This window comes from Jiangella endophytica, assembly GCF_003427025.1.
GTDB classification, from domain to species: domain Bacteria; phylum Actinomycetota; class Actinomycetes; order Jiangellales; family Jiangellaceae; genus Jiangella; species Jiangella endophytica.
The window spans coordinates 1-17940 of record NZ_QVAI01000027.1; the positions used below are offsets into that span (position 1 = coordinate 1).

The window sequence follows — 17940 nt, forward strand, 5'->3', positions numbered from 1 at the left end:
TTCGACGCCGTCGCGTTCGAAGTCCGGGTGCAGGGCGTCTAGGGGGAAGTCGGGCTGCTGCCAGTCCAGCAGCGAGTGGTAGAACCCGACGCCCAGGCCCTCGCGGCGGAACGCGTCGGTGATGGGCCCGACGAGGTCCTTGCCCCAGGGCGTCGAGCGCACCGAGTAGTCGGTGAGCTCGGAGTCCCAGAGGCAGAAGCCGTCGTGGTGTTTGGTGGTGAGCACCAGGTACCGCATCCCGGCGTCGTGCGCGGCGCGGGCCCAGACCGACGGGTCGAACAGGTCGGGGTCGAAGCGGTCGAGGTAGGGCTGGTACTCCTCGCGGCTGAGCCGTTCGCGGTTGCGCACCCACTCGTGCCGAGCGGCCAGGGCGTAGACACCCCAGTGGATGAACATCCCGAAGCGCTGCCGGCGGAACTCGTCGAGGCGGGCCGGGTCGGCTGCGGTCATGACCTTCTCCTTGGGTTCGCTGATCAGTTCGTGGTGGCGCCGAGGACGGCGGCCTGGCGGAGCAGCAGGGCGGCGTGGTCGCGCGACACGGCGTCGCCGCCGGCCGCCGCCAGGGTCGCGGCGTAGTCGTCCAGTGCCGACGACCGCCCGGTCCGGCGGCCGCGCTGCTGGTACCGCTCGGCGGAGGCCAACGTGGTGGTCAGCCGGCGGGCCAGCGCGTGGTCGGTGACGAACCGCTCCGTGTTCGCGCGCAGGGCCGCGAGCGTCACGTCGAGGGTGAACTGCAGCGACCCGCGCGTGACCCGGACCGACGAGCCGTTGGCGGCCGGGAACGCCGGGTCGGTGCCGAACTCCCACACGTCGGTGACGCCGCCGGACCAGGCCACCTCGGCGCCGGCGTGGCCGGCGGTGACGGCGGGCAGCGGGTCGCCCGCGCGGTGCGGGTAGAGCAGCACGCGGTACCGCGGCTCGACGGTGGTCGTCGTGGCCTTCAGCCGGAACACCCGGCCCCAGTTCTCGCCGTTGTCGGTGCGGTGGCGGCGGAACGTCTCGGCGGTCAGCGTCACCGGCGCCGGGCTGAGCACCCGGACCAGGCAGCGTGGCGGGTTCGTGGCCGCCGGCAGCAGCGTCCAGCCGGTCGGCGCGGGCAGGTCCGACAGCCGCACCAGCACGCTCCCGGCGGGGAACGACGACGGCGGCACCGGCCCGGTGGGGTCGAAGCCGTCCGGCGCGACCAGTAGCGCGGCGTGCTTGATGACGCCGCGCGGCGTGAACGACGCGGTGTGCGCGCCCGCAGTCAGAGCCGTCGGCGTGTCGGCGGTGTTCATCGAGATCGGCAGCCAGTGCGGCTGGGCGGCGTCGCCGCTGCTCGGGTGCTCCGCGCCGCCGGCGTCGCGCAGGGCGCCGCCGTCGAGCGCCATCGACGTCTTCCAGGTGCCGTTGACCGGCGCCGTGTGCTCGCGGCCGGCCAGCACCCAGAACCGGTAGTCACCGGCGGTGGCGACGCTGAACGGCACGGACAGCGGCTGCGCGCCGGACTGGCTCGACTGCAGGAACGGCCCGGCGTCGACCTGCTCGAGCAGCCAGCTGGACGCGTCGGCCTGGGTGATCTTCGTGCCGAGCGGGACCAGCGCCTCCCACGAGTACGCGTGCGCGGCGTCGTCCTTGCGGATGTCGTCGCTGACGACGGCGTAGGTGTGCGCGCCGCGGACCAGCGTGCCGGTGCGGAACGCGCGCTGCACCGGGTTGAACGGGTACGACCACTGGCCGTTGACCTGCACCCAGCCCGGCTCGTCCGGCGGGTTCGCCGCGCACCGCCAGTCGTAGGCGTCCTTGGCGTCGCCCATGATGCCCGCCGCCCAGCCGCCGTCGTCCTGGGCCAGGACGTGCCCCTGCTGCGGGAAGTAGCCCTGCCCCTCGCCGTCGATCATCACCAGGTTGTGGCCGGTGGAGAACGGGAACCAGGCGGCGCCGTCGATGATCCAGACCCGGCCCTTGCCGTTGAGTGTGAACGAGTTGCGGTCGGCGTGCGCGTGCGTCTCGCCGTACATGCCCTGGTCGGACTGGAACTGGAAGTAGACGTCGTCGGTGCCCCAGTCGTCGCGCAGGTACGCCAGGCCGCTGCGCAGGAAGAACTGGCTGGGCTCGAGGTCCAGCGAGGCGGCCGTCAGCGCGAGGTCGGACGGCTCCAGCTCGCTGGCCCACAGGACGGCGCTCAGGTGGTCGGTCTGCTGCGCCGGCGCCTGGAGGTAGTTGGTGTAGACCCAGCGCATCAGCGGGTCGTCCGGGTAGGCCAGCCGCAGCAGGTGGTACACGGCCGGCACGCCGGTCCAGAAGTCGCGGGTGTCCTGCAGCGCGCCCCAGTCGCGGCCCCACGGATACAGGTCCGCCGTCCACCAGCGCGGGACGTTCATCAGGTGCGGGTGGGCGAGGATCGGCTCGCCGCGCTTGGCCATGGCGGCGGTGAAGTAGGACCCCTGCCACATGCCGTAGGCGAAGTAGTGCAGCAGCTCCAGTGGCGCGCCCTCGGGCCCGATGCCCCACTCGATGAAGTCGTTCATGCTGGTGACGGGCTTGTCGTACCAGCGGTCGAGGAAACCGGTCTCGCCCTCGATCGCCAGTGCGGCCGGGCCGAACGCGCCCATGCCGTGCGGGATCCAGTTGTAGTTGCGCTGCTCGGCCACGCCGGGCTTGAAGCCGTAGACGGCGTTCTCCAGCCGGGTCTCGTAGGCGGTGACGCGGTCGACCAGCCACTGCCGGGCGGCGGCGCGGCGGGTGGCGTCCATCAGCGGGGCCAGCCAGTCGTAGGCCAGGGCCGCGCCCTGCGTGGTGCGGCTGAAGTCCGGCGACGTCGACGGCGCGATGTTGGCGACCCAGACGTCGAACGCCTGCACCGCCTTGCCGGCGATGATCTCGTCCTCGCCGACCAGCGCGACCAGCGCGGACCCGGCGATCGCCTTGCCCAGCGTCTCCTGATCGCCCCACGACAGCGTCTCGCCGTTCTCCAGCCGGGCGAGCAGCAGGTTGACACCGCTGGTGGCGTTGTCGCCGAGCGTCGCGGCGACGTTGTGCAGCGCCGTGTAGGCCACCTGGGCCTGGCCGGTCAGGACGCGGGTGCGCAGCGCCGGCAGCTCCGCCGGGGTGAGGACGACGCGCGGGTGCACGCCGGTGGCCGGTGGCGGCGCGAAGCCGTACGGCGGATCGGGCAGGGGAGCGGCCGCGGCCGTGCGCAGCAGCGTGGACGGGACGGCGGCGACGCCGGCCGCGGCGGCGGAGAGCTGAAGGAAACGCCGTCGGTCGAGGGGTCTCATGATCGGTTCCTCCCGGGGGTGAGGGGATCAGCTGTCGACGCGTTCGAGGGCGTCCTGGAACTCGCGGCGCATGGCGTCGCCGCCGCCGGAGCGCCACCGGTCGCGCCATTCGTCGAGCTCGTCGAGGGAGCGCTGGCCGGTGACGATGCCGGTCTCGTAGTCGTTGTTGAGCTGGCCCAGCGCCGCGCCCTGGCGGATCGCGGTGTCGGAGATGAGGCCGGTGACGGGGTTAGGCGCCGACGACCGCACCACGGTCTCCATGGCGCCCTGTGCGAGCCCGGCGTCGGCCTGCGCGCCGGGGAAGTAGAACAGCGTCTCGCGCACCTGGGTGAGGTAGGGGACCAGCGCCTCGGCAGGCGCCTGGTCCGGCGGCACCGGCACCAGCTGGCCGGAGTCCTCGAACGTCACCTGCCGGCCTTCCAGTCCATAGTTGACCAGCACGTACTCCTCGCTGCCGAACGGCGCGGACCAGTAGTCGACGATGCCGAGCAGCTCGTGCAGCCGTGCGTCGTCCTGGGCCGCCTCGGCCGAGATGGCGGCCATGCCGTAGTAGCCGCGCTGCTCGTACGTGAGCGGGTCGCCGCCGTCGTGCCCGGGCGGCGCGAGCGGCTGCACGTCCGAGCCGGGGTCGCCGGTCAGCGTTCCCGGCCGGCGCAGCGCGAACTGGGCGTTGAGGCTGCCCGCGTAGAACCCGGTCTGCCCGGACTGCAGCAGGTCGATGGCGCGGGTGTAGGTGTCGCCGCCCATGGTGGCGTCGGGGTGGTAGACGCCGGCGTCGAACTCCTGGAGGTGGAACTCGAGGGCCGCGCGGTACTCGTCGCTCTCGACGTAGTGGGTGAGCGTGCCGTCCTCCTCCAGCCGCCACTCGTTGGGCACCCGGAACATCTGCCGGACGAAGCCGGCGTCGAGCACCGCCGCGCCCCAGCTCTGCCCGGACCCTCGCGGGGCGCCCTTCGAGAACGCCGTCATCAGCTCCAGGTACTCGGCGGCGTCGGCCGGTGCCTCCGGGAAGCCCAGCGCGGCCGCCCAGTCGGCGCGGTACAGCGCGACCGAGTTGTTCAGCAGCGGGATGCCGCGCGGGACGCCGTACAGCACGCCCTCGACGGCGCAGTTGCGCCAGGCGTAGCTCGGTAGCTGGGCGAGGTTCGGGTAGGCGCTGACGCCGTCGCCGCCGAGCACGTCGGAGAGGTCGGCGAACGCGCCCTGCTGGAAGTAGCTGACGGCGGCCGGCACCGTCTCGGTGTTCACCCAGGTGATGTCCGGGATCGACCCGCCGGCCAGCACCGTCGCCAGCTTGTTCTCGTAGGAGCCGATGGGCGTGTAGGTCGGCTCCAGCGTCACGTTGAGGCCACGCTGGAAGGCCTGGAACACCTCGCTGCCCTGCAGGTCGTCGGGCGGCGCGGTGAACAGCGGGTGCAGCGACGTGACGGTGCCGCCGCGGCCGGGCGGCTGGGCGACGCTCTTGAACGGCGGCAGCGGGAACTGCTCGTACGCCGGCAGCACGCCGGGCACGTCGCTGATGGTGGCGCCGGCCAGGTCGCGCGGCGCCGCGTAGTCGGGCAGCGAGAAGCCGGTGCCGCCGCCGGCCGTGCCGCCGCTGGTGGGCCCGGAGCCGCCGCTGGAGCAGCTCGAGAGCAGGTACGCGCCGGCGCCGAGACCGGCGAGGCCGCCGAGGAAGCGGCGCCGGCTCAGGCCGCCGCCCGGAAGGGGTCGCGAGGTGGTCATGGTCGGTCCTTTCGCAAGGGGCGAGGTCAGCCCTTGATCGCTCCGGTGAGCACGCCCTTGGTGAAGAAGCGCTGGAGGAAGGGGTAGACGAGGAGGATGGGGACGGTGGCGACGACCACCACGGCCATCTGGATGGTCTTGGGCGCGGCCTCGACCTGGCCCGAGACGGCCATCTGGTCCAGCGGCGAGCCCTGCAGCACGTACTGCTGCAGCACCAGCTGGATCGGCCACTTCTCGCTGTCGTTGAGGTAGATCATCGCGTTGAAGAAGTCGTTCCAGTACGCGACGCCGTAGAACAGGGCGATGACGGCGATGACCGCCTTCGACAGCGGGACGACGATGCGCCAGAGGATCTGCGCCTCGCTGGCGCCGTCGATGCGCGCCGAGTCGAACAACTCCTGCGGCAGGTTCATGAAGAAGTTGCGGACGACGACGAGGTTGAACGCGCTGACGGCGCCGGGCAGGATCAGCGAGGCGTACGTGTCGAGCAGCCCCAGCTCCTTGACCAGCAGGTAGTTCGGGATGATGCCGGCGCCGAACAGCATGGTGAACAGCACGAGGTAGAGCACGAACCTCGATCCGGGCACCTCGCGGGTGCGCGTGAGTCCGTAGGCCAGGGTCACGGTCATGACCACCGACAGCAGGGTGCCGACCAGCGTCACCCCGGCGCTCACCAGCAGCGCACGGGTCACCACGTCGCCGGCGAAGATGGTGCGGTAGGCGGCCAGCGAGAACTCGGCCGGAATGAGCAGGGTGTCGCCGGAACGCGCAGCGTCGGCGGCGGAGAAGCTGATCGCGATGACGTAGACGAACGGGTAGAGCATCACCAGGGTGATCGCCGCGATCACCACGCCCTTGGCGACGGTGGTGATGCGACGCGGCGGCTCCTGCCAGGCCGGCCGGACCGGTGCGGTGCGTGCGGCGCCCATCAGAAGACCCCCTGTCCGCCCATGCGCTTGGCCAGCCGGTTCGCCCCGATGACCAGCACGGTCCCGATGACGCCCTTGACCAGCCCCACCGCGGCGGCCAGGCCCCAGTCGCCGCCCAGGACGCCGCGGTAGTAGGTGAAGGTGTCGACCACCTGCGCGGCGTCGGCGCCGACGGCGGGCTGCTGCAGCAGCAGCTGCTCGAACCCGACGGTGAGGACGGTGCCGAGGCGCAGGATGAGCAGCAGGACGATGACGCTGGAGATGCCGGGCAGCGTCACGTGCCACAGCCGGCGCCACGGCCCCGCGCCGTCGACCGCGGCCGACTCGTAGAGCTGCGGCGAGATCATGGTGATCGCGGCGAAGAAGATGATGGTGCCCCAGCCGACCTCCTTCCAGATCACCTGCGCGGTGATGAGGCCGGCGAAGGTGTCGGGGTCGGCCATGAGGTTGAGCGGGCCGACGCCCAGCGGCTCGAGCATCCGGTTGAGCACGCCGGCGCCGCCGAAGATCTCCTGCCACAGCGACACGACGATGACCCAGCCGATGAAGTGCGGCAGGTACACGACCGACTGCACGATCCGTTTGATCCGGTCCGACAGCAGGCTGTTGAGCAGCAGCGCCAGCGCGATCGGCGCCGGGAACGCGAACACGATCTGCAGCAGCGAGAACCAGAGCGTGTTCTGCAGCGCCCGGATCACCTCGGGGTCGGAGAACATCGCGGTGAAGTTGGACAGGCCGACCCAGGGCGACTCCGCGAACCCGAGGAACGGCGAGTACTGCTGGAACGCGACCACGTTCCCGGCCAGCGGGATGTAGCGGAAGACCACGAAGTAGAGCAGCCCGGGGACGATGAAGACGTACATCCACCGCTGCCGCCAGGCCCGTGCCCACACCGAGCGCCCGGACCGCACGGGCCGGGGTGGCCGCTGCGACGCCTGCGCGCGCTCCAGGGTGTCGAGTCGTCGGTGCACCGTTGCCTCCTTTCAGGTGAGGGGCGCCTCAGCGCATGTACAGGCCGCCGTTGACGTCGAGCGTCGTGCCGGTGACGTAGCGGGCCTGCGGGCTGGCCAGGAACAGTGCCGCCGCGGCGACGTCGTCGACGGTGCCGATGCCCAGCGGGATCTGCCGGCGCAGCTCCTCGACGGTGTCGCCGCCGAGCGTCGCGGCGGACAGTTCGGTGGCGATGACGCCGGGCGCCACGGCGTTGACGGTGATGCCGTACGGCGCCGCCGTGCGGGCGAGCGTGCGGGTCAGGCCGAGCAGCGCGCTCTTACTGGCCGCGTAGTGCGCGTGGCCGTAGAGCGCGCCCTGGTGCGCGACGATGGAGCTGACCTGCACGATGCGGCCGTAGCCGGCCGGGCCCATCAGGTCGATGGCACCGCGGGCGCACAGGAACGCGCTGGTGAGGTTGTTGTCCAGCACCTCGCGCCAGCTCTGCAGCGTGATGTCGTGGAACGGCTCGGGGCGCGCGATGCCGGCGTTGTTGACGAGGACGTCCAGGCCGCCCAGCGCCGTGCTCGCGGTGTCCAGGGCGTGCCGGGCGCCGTCCTCGGTGCTGACGTCGGCGACGGCGGGCAGGCCCTCGACGCCGGTGGCGGCGATCTCGGCCGCGGTCCGCTCGGCGTCCTCGGCGCGCAGGTCGTTGACGACGACGTGCGCGCCGGCGCCGGCCAGCGCCAGCGCGATGCCGCGGCCGATGCCCCGTCCGGCGCCGGTGACCAGCGCCCGCTGGCCGTCGAGGGGGAGCGTCATCGGGTCTCGCCTTCGTCGTGGCGCAGCGCGGTGACCGCGGAACGCATCCAGCCGAGCGAGAACGCCCGGCCCGTGTGGCCCCACCGGGTGTCGCCGGTGACGCCGGGGGTGTGGTCGGAGACGAACGGGCCGTCGAACCCGGCGGCCCGATAGGCGCGCAGCGCCGCGAACAGGTCGAGGTCGCCCTCGTCGATGAAGACCTCCTGGTAGGCCGGCACCCGGCCGGTGACGGCCCGCAGGTGCACCAGCCGGATGCGCGGGCCGAACGCCGCGACCTGCTCGACGACGTCGACGCCCATCTCGGCGAACGTGCCCTGGCAGAACGTGAGACCGTTCGCCTCGGCCGGCAGCTCGCGGTGGAACCGGCGCAGGCCGTCGGGGGAGGAGAAGATCCGGGCGACGCCGCGCATCACCGGGACCGGCGGGTCGTTGGGGTGCATCGAGAGCCGGAGGCCGGCGGACTGCGCGGCCTCGACCAGCGGGCGGGCGAAGTGCAGCGTCCGCTCCCACATCTCGTCGGCGCCGACGGCGCCGATGTCGTCGAACGGCTCGGCCGGGATCCACCGGGCGTCGAAGGCGCGGGCGACGGCGCCGCCGCGACCCGGCATCGGGCGCACCCCGACAGGCTCGTCGAAGAAGAAGTCCGGCCAGAACCGCCACTCCATCATCGGCACGCCGGCCGCGGCCACGGCCTCGACGGTGCGGCAGACGTTGGCGATCTCCTCGTCGCGGCCGTGGGCGCCGCGCAGGGCGCGCGGGTAGAAGTCGAGCGGCAGCATGACCGACTCGAGCGTCACACCGGCCTCGGCGCACGCCTTGACCAGTGCGGCGACGTCGTCGGTGGTCCAGTACGGCTTGCCGCCGCCGACGCGGTCGTGCTTCTGCAGCCGCGCGGACGGCTGGAAGACGGCGTGCCGGCAGCCCAGCTGGCGCAGCCAGGCCAGGGTCATGGGCTCGAGGTCGTGGACGTTGTCGGACAGCTTGGGGTCCCAGGTCAGCGCCATCGCAGCACCACCGTGTCGTGAGCGCCGACGGTGACGGCGTGGCCGGCGACGGCGTGCGGATCGCCCCAGAGGACCACTGCAGCAGTCCCCGGCGGGCCGTCGAGGACGGTGGCGGCGGCAGCCTCACCAGGGTTGGCGACGACGGTGACGACGCGGTCGCCGTCACCGCGCAGGGTCCGGACCAGCAGCGAGGTGACACCGTCGCGGACCCGCACCGGCAGCCGGGCCGCGAACGGTTCGACGACGGTGGCGGCGTACCGGGCGAGCGGCGCGCCGTCGCCGGTGAACGCCGCCAGCCCCACCATCGCGGGCAGCCAGACGGCCCGGCCGCCGCCGAGTTCGTGGACCAGGGCGCCGACGGCCTCGCCGTCCTTCGCCAGCGGTGTGCCGTCACCGACCTCGACGTCGGTGAGCCAGGCCCCGGCCGGCACGTCACCCGCGGGCAGGGCGAGGACACCGTCGCCGACGACGCGCAGCTCGCGTGGCCGTCCGCCCACCACCGGCCCGAGGGGGAACTCGTCGGCGAGCGGCCAGAACCGCCCGTCGCGGTCGTACCAGCCGGTCAGCCCGCTGGCGAGCAGCGTGTGGCCGGCCCGGACGAACGCGCCGGCGGCCTCCGCCTGCTCGGCCGAGAGCACTTCGACGTGTGGCAGGACGACCAGCCGCGGCGGTCCGCCAGGGCTCCAGTCGACGTCGCCGAGGTGGACGACCCGGGGCGGGGCACCGAGCGACTGCAGCGCCTCGTACCAGCCGAGCGCCTCGAGCAGGTGGGCGTCCTTGCCGCGCGCGGGGTCGCCGCCGGCCGCCCACTGGTGCTCCAGCGCCATCGACTCGACGCTCAGCACGAGCGTGACGTCGGCCGTCACCGGCGCGGTGCCCGAGAACAGGTCGTCGTGCTCGGCGAGCGCCCGGCCGATCGACGCCACCGCCCGCAGCCGGTCGGTCGGTTCGCCGCGGTAGTCCAGCAGCGCGAACTCGCCCGGCTCGCGGCTCCGCCACCGGGCGTTGAGGAGCCAGAGCACCGCCCGCTCCGCGCCGGCGCCGAGCACCGTCCAGACCCGCTGGGCCAGCTCGCGCGGCTCGACGGCGTACCCGGTGGCGTGCGAGCGGATGGCCGGGCCGCCGGCCAACTCGGTCGCCCACACCGGCCCGTCCGCCATGGCGCCGCGGAGCAGGTCGACGCAGAACGCGTGGCCCAGGGCCAGCCGGTCCGGGCCGAACTCCGTCAGCGACATCGGGTAGATCGAGGCGCCCACGGAGTCGAGGAACGGACGCCACGACGGCAGATCGAACGAACGGGTGGCCAGGTTGCGGCTGACACCGTGCGGGTTGGTGTGCAGCGGGTGCGCGGCGTCGAGCCGGCGGACCCGCTCGGCCACCCAGCCGAGGTACCAGGCCAGGTGCGCGCGCCAGAACTCGTGCCAGTCGAGGTTCGGCACCGGCCACAGCCCGGCGTGCGACCAGCGCGGGTCGACGCTGACCTCGTCGAACGACGCGTACGGCGCCCGGAACGACAGCATGCTGGCGCCGAGCCAGGCGTGGTTGAGCGCGGCCGGCGTGCCGTAGCGCTCTCGCAGCCAGTCGCGGAAGCGCAGTTCGGCCAGCGCGGTCACCGCGGGCGGCTGACCGGGCTCGTTCATCAGGATCCAGCTGTCCAGCGCCGGGTGCGCGGCGTAGCGGGGGACGACGGCGTCGAGGTACGCCTCGCCGGCGGCCAGCGTGGCCGGGGTGTCCGGCACGCCGCTCAGCGCGGGCGCGGCCGCCTGCGGCCAGAGCGTGGCGGTGACCCGGACGCCGTGCCGTGCGGCGGCGTCGAACGCCTGGTCGTAGAGCGCGAAGTCCCACCGGCCCGGCGCGGGCTCGAGGTGGTTGCGCACCAGGCTGACGCGAGCCAGCGGGAGGTCGTGCTCGGCCAGCACGGCGAACAGCCGGTCGAGCTGCTCGGGCCGGTCGTACTCGCCGGGGGCGAGCCAGACCTGCGCGCCGAGCTGGACGCTGGAGGGCGACGGCACTGACGTCCCTTCATCGGGGTCGGATGAACGCGTAAACGTTTAGATGAGCTGGCCCACAGGATTCTCCGAGCGTGGCGACGCTGTCAAGACATGTCCGTGAAACACGCGGCTGACGTGCCAAGATGCATCAGCCGTTCGGCGGGCCTGGGCGTGGTGTACGATCTAAACGTTTACGCCAGACGTGGGAGGACGCAGATGTCGCAGGCCCGGCAGCGGGTGAGCATGCGGACCGTCGCCGAACGAGCCGGAGTGAGCATCGCGACGGTCTCGTACGTGCTGAGCGCGCGGCGCGAGGTGGCGCCGTCGACCCGTCGCCGGGTGGAGCGCGCCATCGACGAGCTGGGTTACGTGCCCAACCAGGTGGCCCGGAGCATGCGCACGCAACGCACCGACACGGTCGCGCTCATCGTGCCCAGCATCCTCAACCCGTTCTACCCGGCCGTCGCCCGCGGGTTGCAGGACGTCCTGGAGCCGGAAGGGTCCTACGGCATCGTCGTCTGCACCGACGGCGATCCCGGCACCGAGCGGCGCATGATCGAGCAGATGGTGGCCCGCCGCGTCGACGGCATCGGGCTGTCCAGCTACCTGCACCGCGGCCGGCCGTTCGAGGCCGCCGTCGAGGCCGGCATCCCCGTCGTCATGCTCGGCTCGCACGCGCCGGAGCCCGGCGTCGACGCCGTCGGGCCCGACGACATCGGCGGCGGCCGGCGCGCCGTCCAGTACCTGCTCGAACGCGATCGGCGCCGCATCGGCTTCATCACCGGCGCACCCGGCGAAGGACCGGCCGCCAACCGCGTCAACGGCTATCTCGCCGCGCTGCGCGAGGCGGCCGTGCCCGTCGTCGACGACCTCGTCGTGCGGGCCGACTTCAGCCGCGAGGGCGGCCGCGACGGCATGCGCCGGCTGCTCGAGCTGCCCGCGCCGCCCGACGCTGTCATCTGCACCAACGACGTCGTGGCCATCGGCGCGCTCGACGTGCTGCGCGACCGGTCGGTGCGGGTGCCCGACGACGTCGCCGTCGTCGGCTTCGACGACATCGAGGCGGCGACGCTGGTGTCGCCGGCGCTGACCACCATCGCCAACCCGGCCCGGCAGATCGGCCAGGCGGTCGCGCGCATCCTGCTGCAGCGCATGGCCGAGGACGAGCCGCAGCCGCCGCAGGCCATCGCGTTCGGGACGCACCTGATCCAGCGGGAGTCGGCGTGAGGCGCACGCCGGTGCGGTGCGCCGTCGTCGGCACCGGGCTCATCGCGCACTCCCACGCCCGGGCCATCGCGGCGCAGGGCGGCCGGGCCGGCCTGGTCGCGGCCGTGGAGGTCGACGAGCGCCGGCTGGCCGGGTTCGTCCGCGACTGGCCGGTGCGCCACGCCGGAGCCTCGCTCGCTGAGGTGCTGGCCACCGGCGAGGTCGACCTCGTCATCGTCTGCACGCCGCCGTCGTCGCACGTGCCGCTCGCGGTCGAGGCGCTGGCCGCGGGCGTGCACGTGCTGGTCGAGAAGCCGCCCGCGGTCTCACTCGCGGACTTCGACGTGCTGGCCCGGGCCGCGGCTGCGTCGGCGGCGGACGCGTTCGTGGTGTTCCAGCACCGGTTCGGCTCGGCCGCGCGGCAGCTGCGCCGGCTGGCTCGCGACGGCGTGCTCGGCCGGCCGCTGGTGGCCCGCTGCGAGACCACCTGGTACCGCGACGACGCCTACTTCGCGGTGCCGTGGCGCGGCAGCTGGGCGGCCGAGGGCGGTGGCCCGACCATGGGCCACGGTGTGCACCAGATGGACCTCATGCTGTCGGTCCTCGGGCCGTGGGCCGAGGTCACGGCCATGGCCGGGCGCCAGTCGCGGCCCACCCGCACCGAGGACGTCTCCTGCGCCGTCGTCCGGTTCGAGAACGGGGCGCTGGCGACCGTCACCAACTCCGTGGTGTCGCCGCGCGAGGCGACGGCGCTGCGGTTCGACTGGGAACACGCCACCGTCGAGGTCGAGCACCTCTACGGCTACGGCGACGACGACTGGCGGCTCACCCCCGTCGCCGGGCACGAGTCGTTGTCCGAGCGCTGGCGGACGGGACTCGACGGCGAGCGCAGCGGCCACGCGGCGCAGCTGCGGCCGGTGCTCGACGCGCTCGGGGCCGGCACCGCGCCGCCGGTGCCGCTCGCCGACGCCCGGCTGACCCTCGAACTGGCCGCCGCCGTCTACGCCTCGGCGTTCACCGGGCGGCGGGTACGGCGCGGCGACATCGGCCCCGGCGACCCGTTCTACGACCGCATGGACGGCACCGGCGCGCCGTGGCTCCACGAGGAGGTGCCGGCGTGAGCCTGGGCTGCCGCCACGACCTGAGCGGGTCGGCCGAGGTGACCCACGACGGCCGCGAGCTGCTGACCTACGTCTACGCGCCGGGCGACGCCCAGGTCGAGTCGCCGCGTCCCTACGTCCACCCGCTGCGCACGCTCGCCGGCCACCTGGTCACCGTCCACCGGCCGCACGACCACGTCTGGCACAAGGGCCTGGCCTGGTCGCTGCCGCACGTCGGCCCGGACAACTTCTGGGGCGGACCCACGTACACGCACGGTGAGGGCTACGTCCAGCGCGACAACAACGGTGCCATGCGGCACCGCCGGCTGACCGAGCTGACGGCCGAGGACGATCGGGTGCGGATCCGGCACGACCTCGCCTGGCGGACTCAGGCCGGCCGCCAGCTCGTCGACGAGGACCGGGCGCTGACGGTCGTGGTCGACGGCGCGCGCGACGCGTGGGTCCTGCGCTTCGACACCGCGATGACCAACGTGTCGGGGTCGACGATCATGATCGGCAGCCCGACGACGGCCGGTCGCGAGAACGCCGGTTACGGCGGGCTGTTCTGGCGCGGCCCGCGCTCGTTCACCGGTGGCGTCGTCCTGTCGCCCGGCGGCCCGGGCGGCGACGAGCTGCGAGGGCGACGATCCCCTTGGCTCGGCTTCACCGGCGCGCACGACGGCGTCTCGGCGGCGTCGACCGTGATCGCCGTCGACGCGGTCGCCAACCCGCGCCATCCGCCCCGGTGGTTCGTCCGCTCCGAGGGCTTCGCCGGCCTGTGCCCGGCGCCGTTCTTCAGCGAGGAGCTGCCGTTCGAGGCGGGTGCGACGTTGCGTTTCGCCTATGCCTACATCGTCGCCGACGGTGCGTCCGACCAGCACCGCGCCGCCGATCTCGCCGCGTTGGGCGCCGGGCTGCTCGCGCAGTAGCGGCGTGGCAGCCGTTGTGACTGTGGGACAGGCGGCATTGAATTGGCCGGAAATGACCCCGTACGATGCTGATCGTGTCGCCGCCGAACGAGATCGATCCGCCGACCGTCGAGGCAGCCGGCGACCGCCTGGTCGCGGTCGCCCCCGAAGCCGACCACGCCCTGCCCGACGTCTACGGGCCCGATCTGGACGGCATGCGCAGCGAGGAGTCGGTCACCGACGCCCGGGTCAAGGCCGTCGAGGTGCTCCAGGTCCTGCGCGACCGCGCCGACCACCAGGGCCGGCTCGATCTGGCCGCCTACAACGAGTACAAGGACATCTGACGCCGTGTTCGAGAAGCCCGACCCGTTCGAACACGACGCCGATGTGTGGACCGAGCAGGCGACCGGTTTCGACAACGCCGCCGAGGCCGCCCGGGCCATCGCCGACGACACCGGCACCGCCGCCACCGAAGCGGTCTGGAAGGGCCCGATGCCCGAGGAGCGGCTCAACCGCATGCTCCAGCAGGCACAGGACGCGGGACGCACGGCCGACACCCTGGCCCTGATGGCCGGCGCGTGCCGCACCATCGCCGGCGAGGCCGAGACCGCGACGACCGCCATCAACGAGATCCGCCAGGAGTGGGACGACGGCACGCTGTTCGACCGCGTCGGGTCCGAGGGCGAGGCCGACACCGTCCGCGACGAGTTCGCCGAGCGGACCGCCGCCGTACGCACCGATCTCGCCCACCTGGCCGAGAGGCTGCAGCCCGTCATCGACGCCGGCGACCCGCTCGACTACCTGTTCAGCCCCATTCAGGTTCACGGCGGTCCGGATCTCGGCGAACAGCTCGACGAGGAGACCGCTCGCGAGTACTTCGAGACCGGCAAACTCATCGACCCGACCCAGGTCCAGGAGATCGAGGACACCATCACCGGCCTCTCCGGCGGGGAGGACCCGCCGGCGGACTGGGACGAGTGGGCGGTGGCCAACGGCTACTCTCCCGACGAGGTCCAGGTCGCTCTCGACAACCTCGACGCCGACGAGCGCGCCGCCCTCGACCAGTGGCTGGCGGACAACAAGGGCGATCCCGGCAACGAGGAGCCCGACCCCGGCCAGCCGGCCCTGGGGCTCAGCTCGTTCCTCATGCGGAACATGAGCGCGGAGCAGGTCCAGGAGTTCCACGACGACGTGCCCAACCTGGAGCCGACGCTGCACGGCGATGCCGACGGCTGGGTCGACGGCGAGGTCGACATGAGCGCCGATACCGACTTCACCGACGGCGGCAACGGCTTCAGCGACATCGACCAGGGCGGCATCGGCGACTGCGCCACGCTGGCCTCCATCGCCGCCGCCCAGGCCGCCGACCCGACGTTCCTCGAACGGCACATCCAGGAGAACCCCAACGGCACCTACACGGTCACGGTGTACGACGAGAACGGCAGCCCCGTGCAGGTGACCGTCAACGGCTTCGTGCCCGCCGACGGCGACAACCCGGCCTACAACGGCGACGAACTCGACGGCGAGATCACCTGGGCGTCCATCTACGAGAAGGCCATGGCGCAGTACCAGGGCGGCAACTACGTCGAGATCGACGGCGCCTACACCCCGGACCGGCTGGAGACGACCATCGGCACCGGCAGCAACCGGACCGATCTGCCCAGGTCCTCCCTGATTCCGCCGCTGTTCACCTACCTGCAGATGCAGCAGGCGTTCGAGGACGGCAAGCCGATCATCCTGGGCGGCGGCGGCCACGCGTACTCCGTCGTCGGGTTCGAGAACGGCGAGGTTCAGGTGATGAACCCCTGGGGCGGCGACGGTAGCGTCATCTCGATGACCCCCGAGGAGTTCAACTCCGGGCAGTTCCCGGAGCCGGCCGACGACTGGCCCGACTACACCTACGTGGCGGTGACGAAGTGAGCGCACGACCGCGCGACGGGGGCGGGCTCGCCACGGTGGCGGTCGACCTCGTCGAGCCGCCGGTCGACGACCCGACCGTGCACGCCCGCACGGCCAAGGCGCGCGTCGTCGCCGGTGCCCCCGAGGGTACGAACCTGTCGATCATCCACATCGCGACGCCGATCAGTCAGCGGCCGTCGATCCAGGTGGGTTCCGCGCCGGACCGCGAGACCGCGCCGTGGGCGCATCTCACGACCACCGGGCTCTGGAGGGACGTCAGGGTCGCGGGCGGTCGCGCGACGCTGACCTACCGCCTGGCCTGGAGCCCGACGCCGAAGCGGTTCCTGCAGCGCGACACCAAGGTCGCCGTCGTCTACACCGACGACGTCGCCGTGGGCGACACCGTCACCCACGGCCCGCTCACCTACGTGGTCCTGGGCATCACCGACACCGGCGATGTCACCACCAGCCACGTCGACCTCGCGGTCCGCTTCGACCCGTCCGTCCCGCTCGCCGAGGACACGCCCTGACCTCCACGATCCGGCCGATCCTCGCCGCGGCCACCGTGGCGGTGCTCGCGCTCGGCCTGGCCGGGTGCGGCGGCGACGACGCGGGTGGCGACGACACCGGCCCGCCGGCGACCCCGACGCTGGGCGAGGGCGAGATCCCCGACGGCGAGCCGACGTCGCCGACGACCGCCATCGAGCTGTGCGAGCCCGACGTCGAGGGCGACACCATCCGCGACCGGTCCGACTTCGCGCTGGTCACCTGCGACGCCCCGGCGGGCACCAACCTGTCCATCGTCCACGTCACCCCGCCCGCCGGCCAGGACATCGCCGTCCAGGCGCGGTCGGCGGCCGGCAACGACGAGACCCCGCGGGTGACCCTTCAGGCGACCGGGCTGTGGCCCGACGTCGGCACCGGCGTCACCGTCATCGACGGCGACACCGCCACCTTCGAGTACACGCTGTTCTGGTACGCCGAGGGCGCCTCGGCCGATGATCGCGTCGAGCAGGACTTCGCCGACGAGGTGAGCGTCGGCGACGTCATGACGCACGGCCCGCTCAGCTACGAGGTGCTCGGCATCACCGACACCGGCGACCCGGAGACCAGCCACCTGGACCTCGCCGTCACGTTCGATCCCGCCGTGCCGCTGGGCTGACCCCGTCGCGACGGCCTTAGCGGCCGGCCGCCCCGGTACGCCGGAAGGCGGTGACGAGGACCGCCCCGACGGCGACGTGGGCGAGGGTGAGCGTCACGATCGTCGCGTTGCTCGCCTCGATGCCGAAGAACGGCAGGAACGAGACCGCCAGCACGCCGATCGCGACGATCGTCCAGATCGAGCGTGCGCGCGCCGTGAAGCGCTCCAGGACGGCCAGCAGGGCCCACCCGAGCAGCGCGGCGGCGAGCGAGAAGAAGACGAACGCGCCCGCGCCGAGGTCCCTCGCGTCCTGCCCGGGTTGCTCGACGACGAGGTCGTGGCCCAGCACGGGTTCCGCGACGACCCAGACCAGCACGGCGGCGACGACCGTCGCGGCGACGCCGGCCGCCCGGTCGCGGCCGCGGCGGGTGGCGGCCGGTGCTTCCTCGGTGTCCGGATGGTGACGTGGCATGGCTACTCCTTGAGGTGATTGGTTATTGAGGATGTCAACTATTGGGTCGCCAACGTATAGGGCATTGCTTGAGAATGGCAACTATTGTGGTCGTGAAGGACCGGGGTAGCATCGAGGCATGGGCGAGGACGAAGACCCCGCGACCGTCGTGTCGGAACTGACCGACCTGGTCTTCCAGGTGACCGGGCGGTTGCGGGCGGGCTTCAACGCGGCGGCGTCGGCACTCGATCTGCCGCCCGCTCAAGCGCTCGCTCTGTCCAATCTGCGGTCGCCGGCGCCGATGCGCGACCTGGCCGACTGGCTCGGCTGCGACGCCTCGAACGTGACCGGCATCGTCGACGGGCTGGAGCGCAAGGGACTGGTCGTCCGGCAGCCCGACGCCACCGACCGGCGGGTCAAGCATCTGGTGCTCACCGAGGAGGGGCAGCAGAGGCGGGCGGAGCTGCGTGCCAGCGTCTCCGCCATCGGCATGGACCTCTTCGGCCTCCCACGCGACGATCAGCTGCGGCTGCGCGACCTGCTCGCCCGGGTCCAGGCCGATTTCGCGCACTGA

Annotated in this window: 17 protein-coding genes; 8 read left to right on the forward strand and 9 right to left on the reverse strand. The window is 72.7% G+C overall.

The features are described from left to right. The 8 genes from DZA62_RS32495 to DZA62_RS32530 form a co-directional block, all read right to left on the reverse strand. Positions 1-450 (reverse strand): alpha-L-fucosidase (locus DZA62_RS32495; protein WP_198664435.1); only part of this gene is annotated, 450 nt, incomplete at its 3' end. Between the two features lie 23 nt (positions 451-473). Next, entirely contained in the window at positions 474-3260 is a 2787-nt protein-coding gene (locus DZA62_RS32500) for a hypothetical protein (protein WP_116953129.1), read from the reverse strand. A gap of 27 nt (positions 3261-3287) precedes the next feature. Next, entirely contained in the window at positions 3288-4985 is a 1698-nt protein-coding gene (locus tag DZA62_RS32505) for an extracellular solute-binding protein (protein WP_116953130.1), read from the reverse strand. A gap of 26 nt (positions 4986-5011) precedes the next feature. Continuing rightward, complete coding sequence (locus tag DZA62_RS32510; protein WP_116953131.1) at positions 5012-5914, reverse strand: carbohydrate ABC transporter permease; 903 nt, start codon at positions 5912-5914, stop codon at positions 5012-5014. Beyond that, positions 5914-6885, reverse strand: a complete 972-nt coding sequence (locus tag DZA62_RS32515; protein WP_198664436.1) for an ABC transporter permease — start codon at positions 6883-6885, stop codon at positions 5914-5916. The genes DZA62_RS32510 and DZA62_RS32515 overlap by 1 nt, the downstream gene beginning before the upstream one ends. 28 nt (positions 6886-6913) lie before the next feature. Next, positions 6914-7666, reverse strand: coding sequence for an SDR family NAD(P)-dependent oxidoreductase (locus tag DZA62_RS32520; protein ID WP_116953132.1), 753 nt, complete (start codon positions 7664-7666; stop codon positions 6914-6916). Then, entirely contained in the window at positions 7663-8670 is a 1008-nt protein-coding gene (locus DZA62_RS32525) for a mannonate dehydratase (protein ID WP_116953133.1), read from the reverse strand. Before DZA62_RS32525 ends, DZA62_RS32520 begins: the two co-directional genes overlap by 4 nt. Then, the gene (locus DZA62_RS32530) at positions 8661-10682 is read right to left on the reverse strand and encodes a beta-galactosidase (protein WP_116953134.1); all 2022 of its coding nucleotides are present in this window, start codon (positions 10680-10682) and stop codon (positions 8661-8663) included. The genes DZA62_RS32525 and DZA62_RS32530 overlap by 10 nt, the downstream gene beginning before the upstream one ends. 222 nt (positions 10683-10904) lie before the next feature. Here DZA62_RS32530 and DZA62_RS32535 point away from each other — a divergent pair, with 222 nt between their 5' ends. The 7 genes from DZA62_RS32535 (at position 10905) to DZA62_RS32565 (ending at position 16936) form a co-directional block, all read left to right on the forward strand. Then, positions 10905-11888 carry a LacI family DNA-binding transcriptional regulator gene (locus tag DZA62_RS32535; protein WP_269813950.1) on the forward strand — a complete coding sequence of 328 codons (984 nt, stop codon included), beginning with the start codon at positions 10905-10907 and terminating at the stop codon, positions 11886-11888. Next, complete coding sequence (locus DZA62_RS32540; RefSeq protein ID WP_116953136.1) at positions 11885-12988, forward strand: Gfo/Idh/MocA family protein; 1104 nt, start codon at positions 11885-11887, stop codon at positions 12986-12988. The genes DZA62_RS32535 and DZA62_RS32540 overlap by 4 nt, the downstream gene beginning before the upstream one ends. Further along, a complete protein-coding gene (locus DZA62_RS32545) occupies positions 12985-13896 on the forward strand; it encodes a DUF6807 domain-containing protein (protein ID WP_116953137.1) in 912 nt (303 codons plus the stop codon). The genes DZA62_RS32540 and DZA62_RS32545 overlap by 4 nt, the downstream gene beginning before the upstream one ends. A gap of 74 nt (positions 13897-13970) precedes the next feature. Continuing rightward, positions 13971-14219 (forward strand): hypothetical protein, encoded by a 249-nt coding sequence (locus DZA62_RS32550; protein ID WP_157988048.1) that lies wholly within the window; start codon positions 13971-13973, stop codon positions 14217-14219. Between the two features lie 4 nt (positions 14220-14223). Beyond that, a complete protein-coding gene (locus DZA62_RS32555; protein ID WP_116953139.1) occupies positions 14224-15795 on the forward strand; it encodes a C2 family cysteine protease in 1572 nt (523 codons plus the stop codon). Continuing rightward, on the forward strand, positions 15792-16304 hold the full coding sequence (locus DZA62_RS32560) for a hypothetical protein (RefSeq protein WP_116953140.1): 513 nt from the start codon (positions 15792-15794) through the stop codon (positions 16302-16304). The genes DZA62_RS32555 and DZA62_RS32560 overlap by 4 nt, the downstream gene beginning before the upstream one ends. Before the next feature lie 35 nt (positions 16305-16339). After that, positions 16340-16936, forward strand: coding sequence for a hypothetical protein (locus DZA62_RS32565; RefSeq protein WP_116953141.1), 597 nt, complete (start codon positions 16340-16342; stop codon positions 16934-16936). Positions 16937-16952: 16 nt separating this feature from the next. Here the strand turns inward: DZA62_RS32565 and DZA62_RS32570 are convergent, their stop codons facing one another. Next, a complete protein-coding gene (locus DZA62_RS32570) occupies positions 16953-17387 on the reverse strand; it encodes a DUF6069 family protein (protein WP_116953142.1) in 435 nt (144 codons plus the stop codon). Between the two features lie 118 nt (positions 17388-17505). On the opposite strand from DZA62_RS32570, the gene DZA62_RS32575 reads away from it, so the two are divergent. Further along, positions 17506-17940 (forward strand): MarR family winged helix-turn-helix transcriptional regulator, encoded by a 435-nt coding sequence (locus DZA62_RS32575; protein ID WP_116953143.1) that lies wholly within the window; start codon positions 17506-17508, stop codon positions 17938-17940.

Coding starts and splice junctions, on each gene's coding strand:
- DZA62_RS32500 (WP_116953129.1), bottom strand. CDS start 3,260: ATGAGACCCCTCGACCGACGGCGTTTCCTTCAGCTCTCCGCCGCCGCG.
- DZA62_RS32505 (WP_116953130.1), bottom strand. CDS start 4,985: ATGACCACCTCGCGACCCCTTCCGGGCGGCGGCCTGAGCCGGCGCCGC.
- DZA62_RS32510 (WP_116953131.1), bottom strand. CDS start 5,914: ATGGGCGCCGCACGCACCGCACCGGTCCGGCCGGCCTGGCAGGAGCCG.
- DZA62_RS32520 (WP_116953132.1), bottom strand. CDS start 7,666: ATGACGCTCCCCCTCGACGGCCAGCGGGCGCTGGTCACCGGCGCCGGA.
- DZA62_RS32525 (WP_116953133.1), bottom strand. CDS start 8,670: ATGGCGCTGACCTGGGACCCCAAGCTGTCCGACAACGTCCACGACCTC.
- DZA62_RS32535 (WP_269813950.1), top strand. CDS start 10,905: ATGCGGACCGTCGCCGAACGAGCCGGAGTGAGCATCGCGACGGTCTCG.
- DZA62_RS32570 (WP_116953142.1), bottom strand. CDS start 17,387: ATGCCACGTCACCATCCGGACACCGAGGAAGCACCGGCCGCCACCCGC.
- DZA62_RS32575 (WP_116953143.1), top strand. CDS start 17,506: ATGGGCGAGGACGAAGACCCCGCGACCGTCGTGTCGGAACTGACCGAC.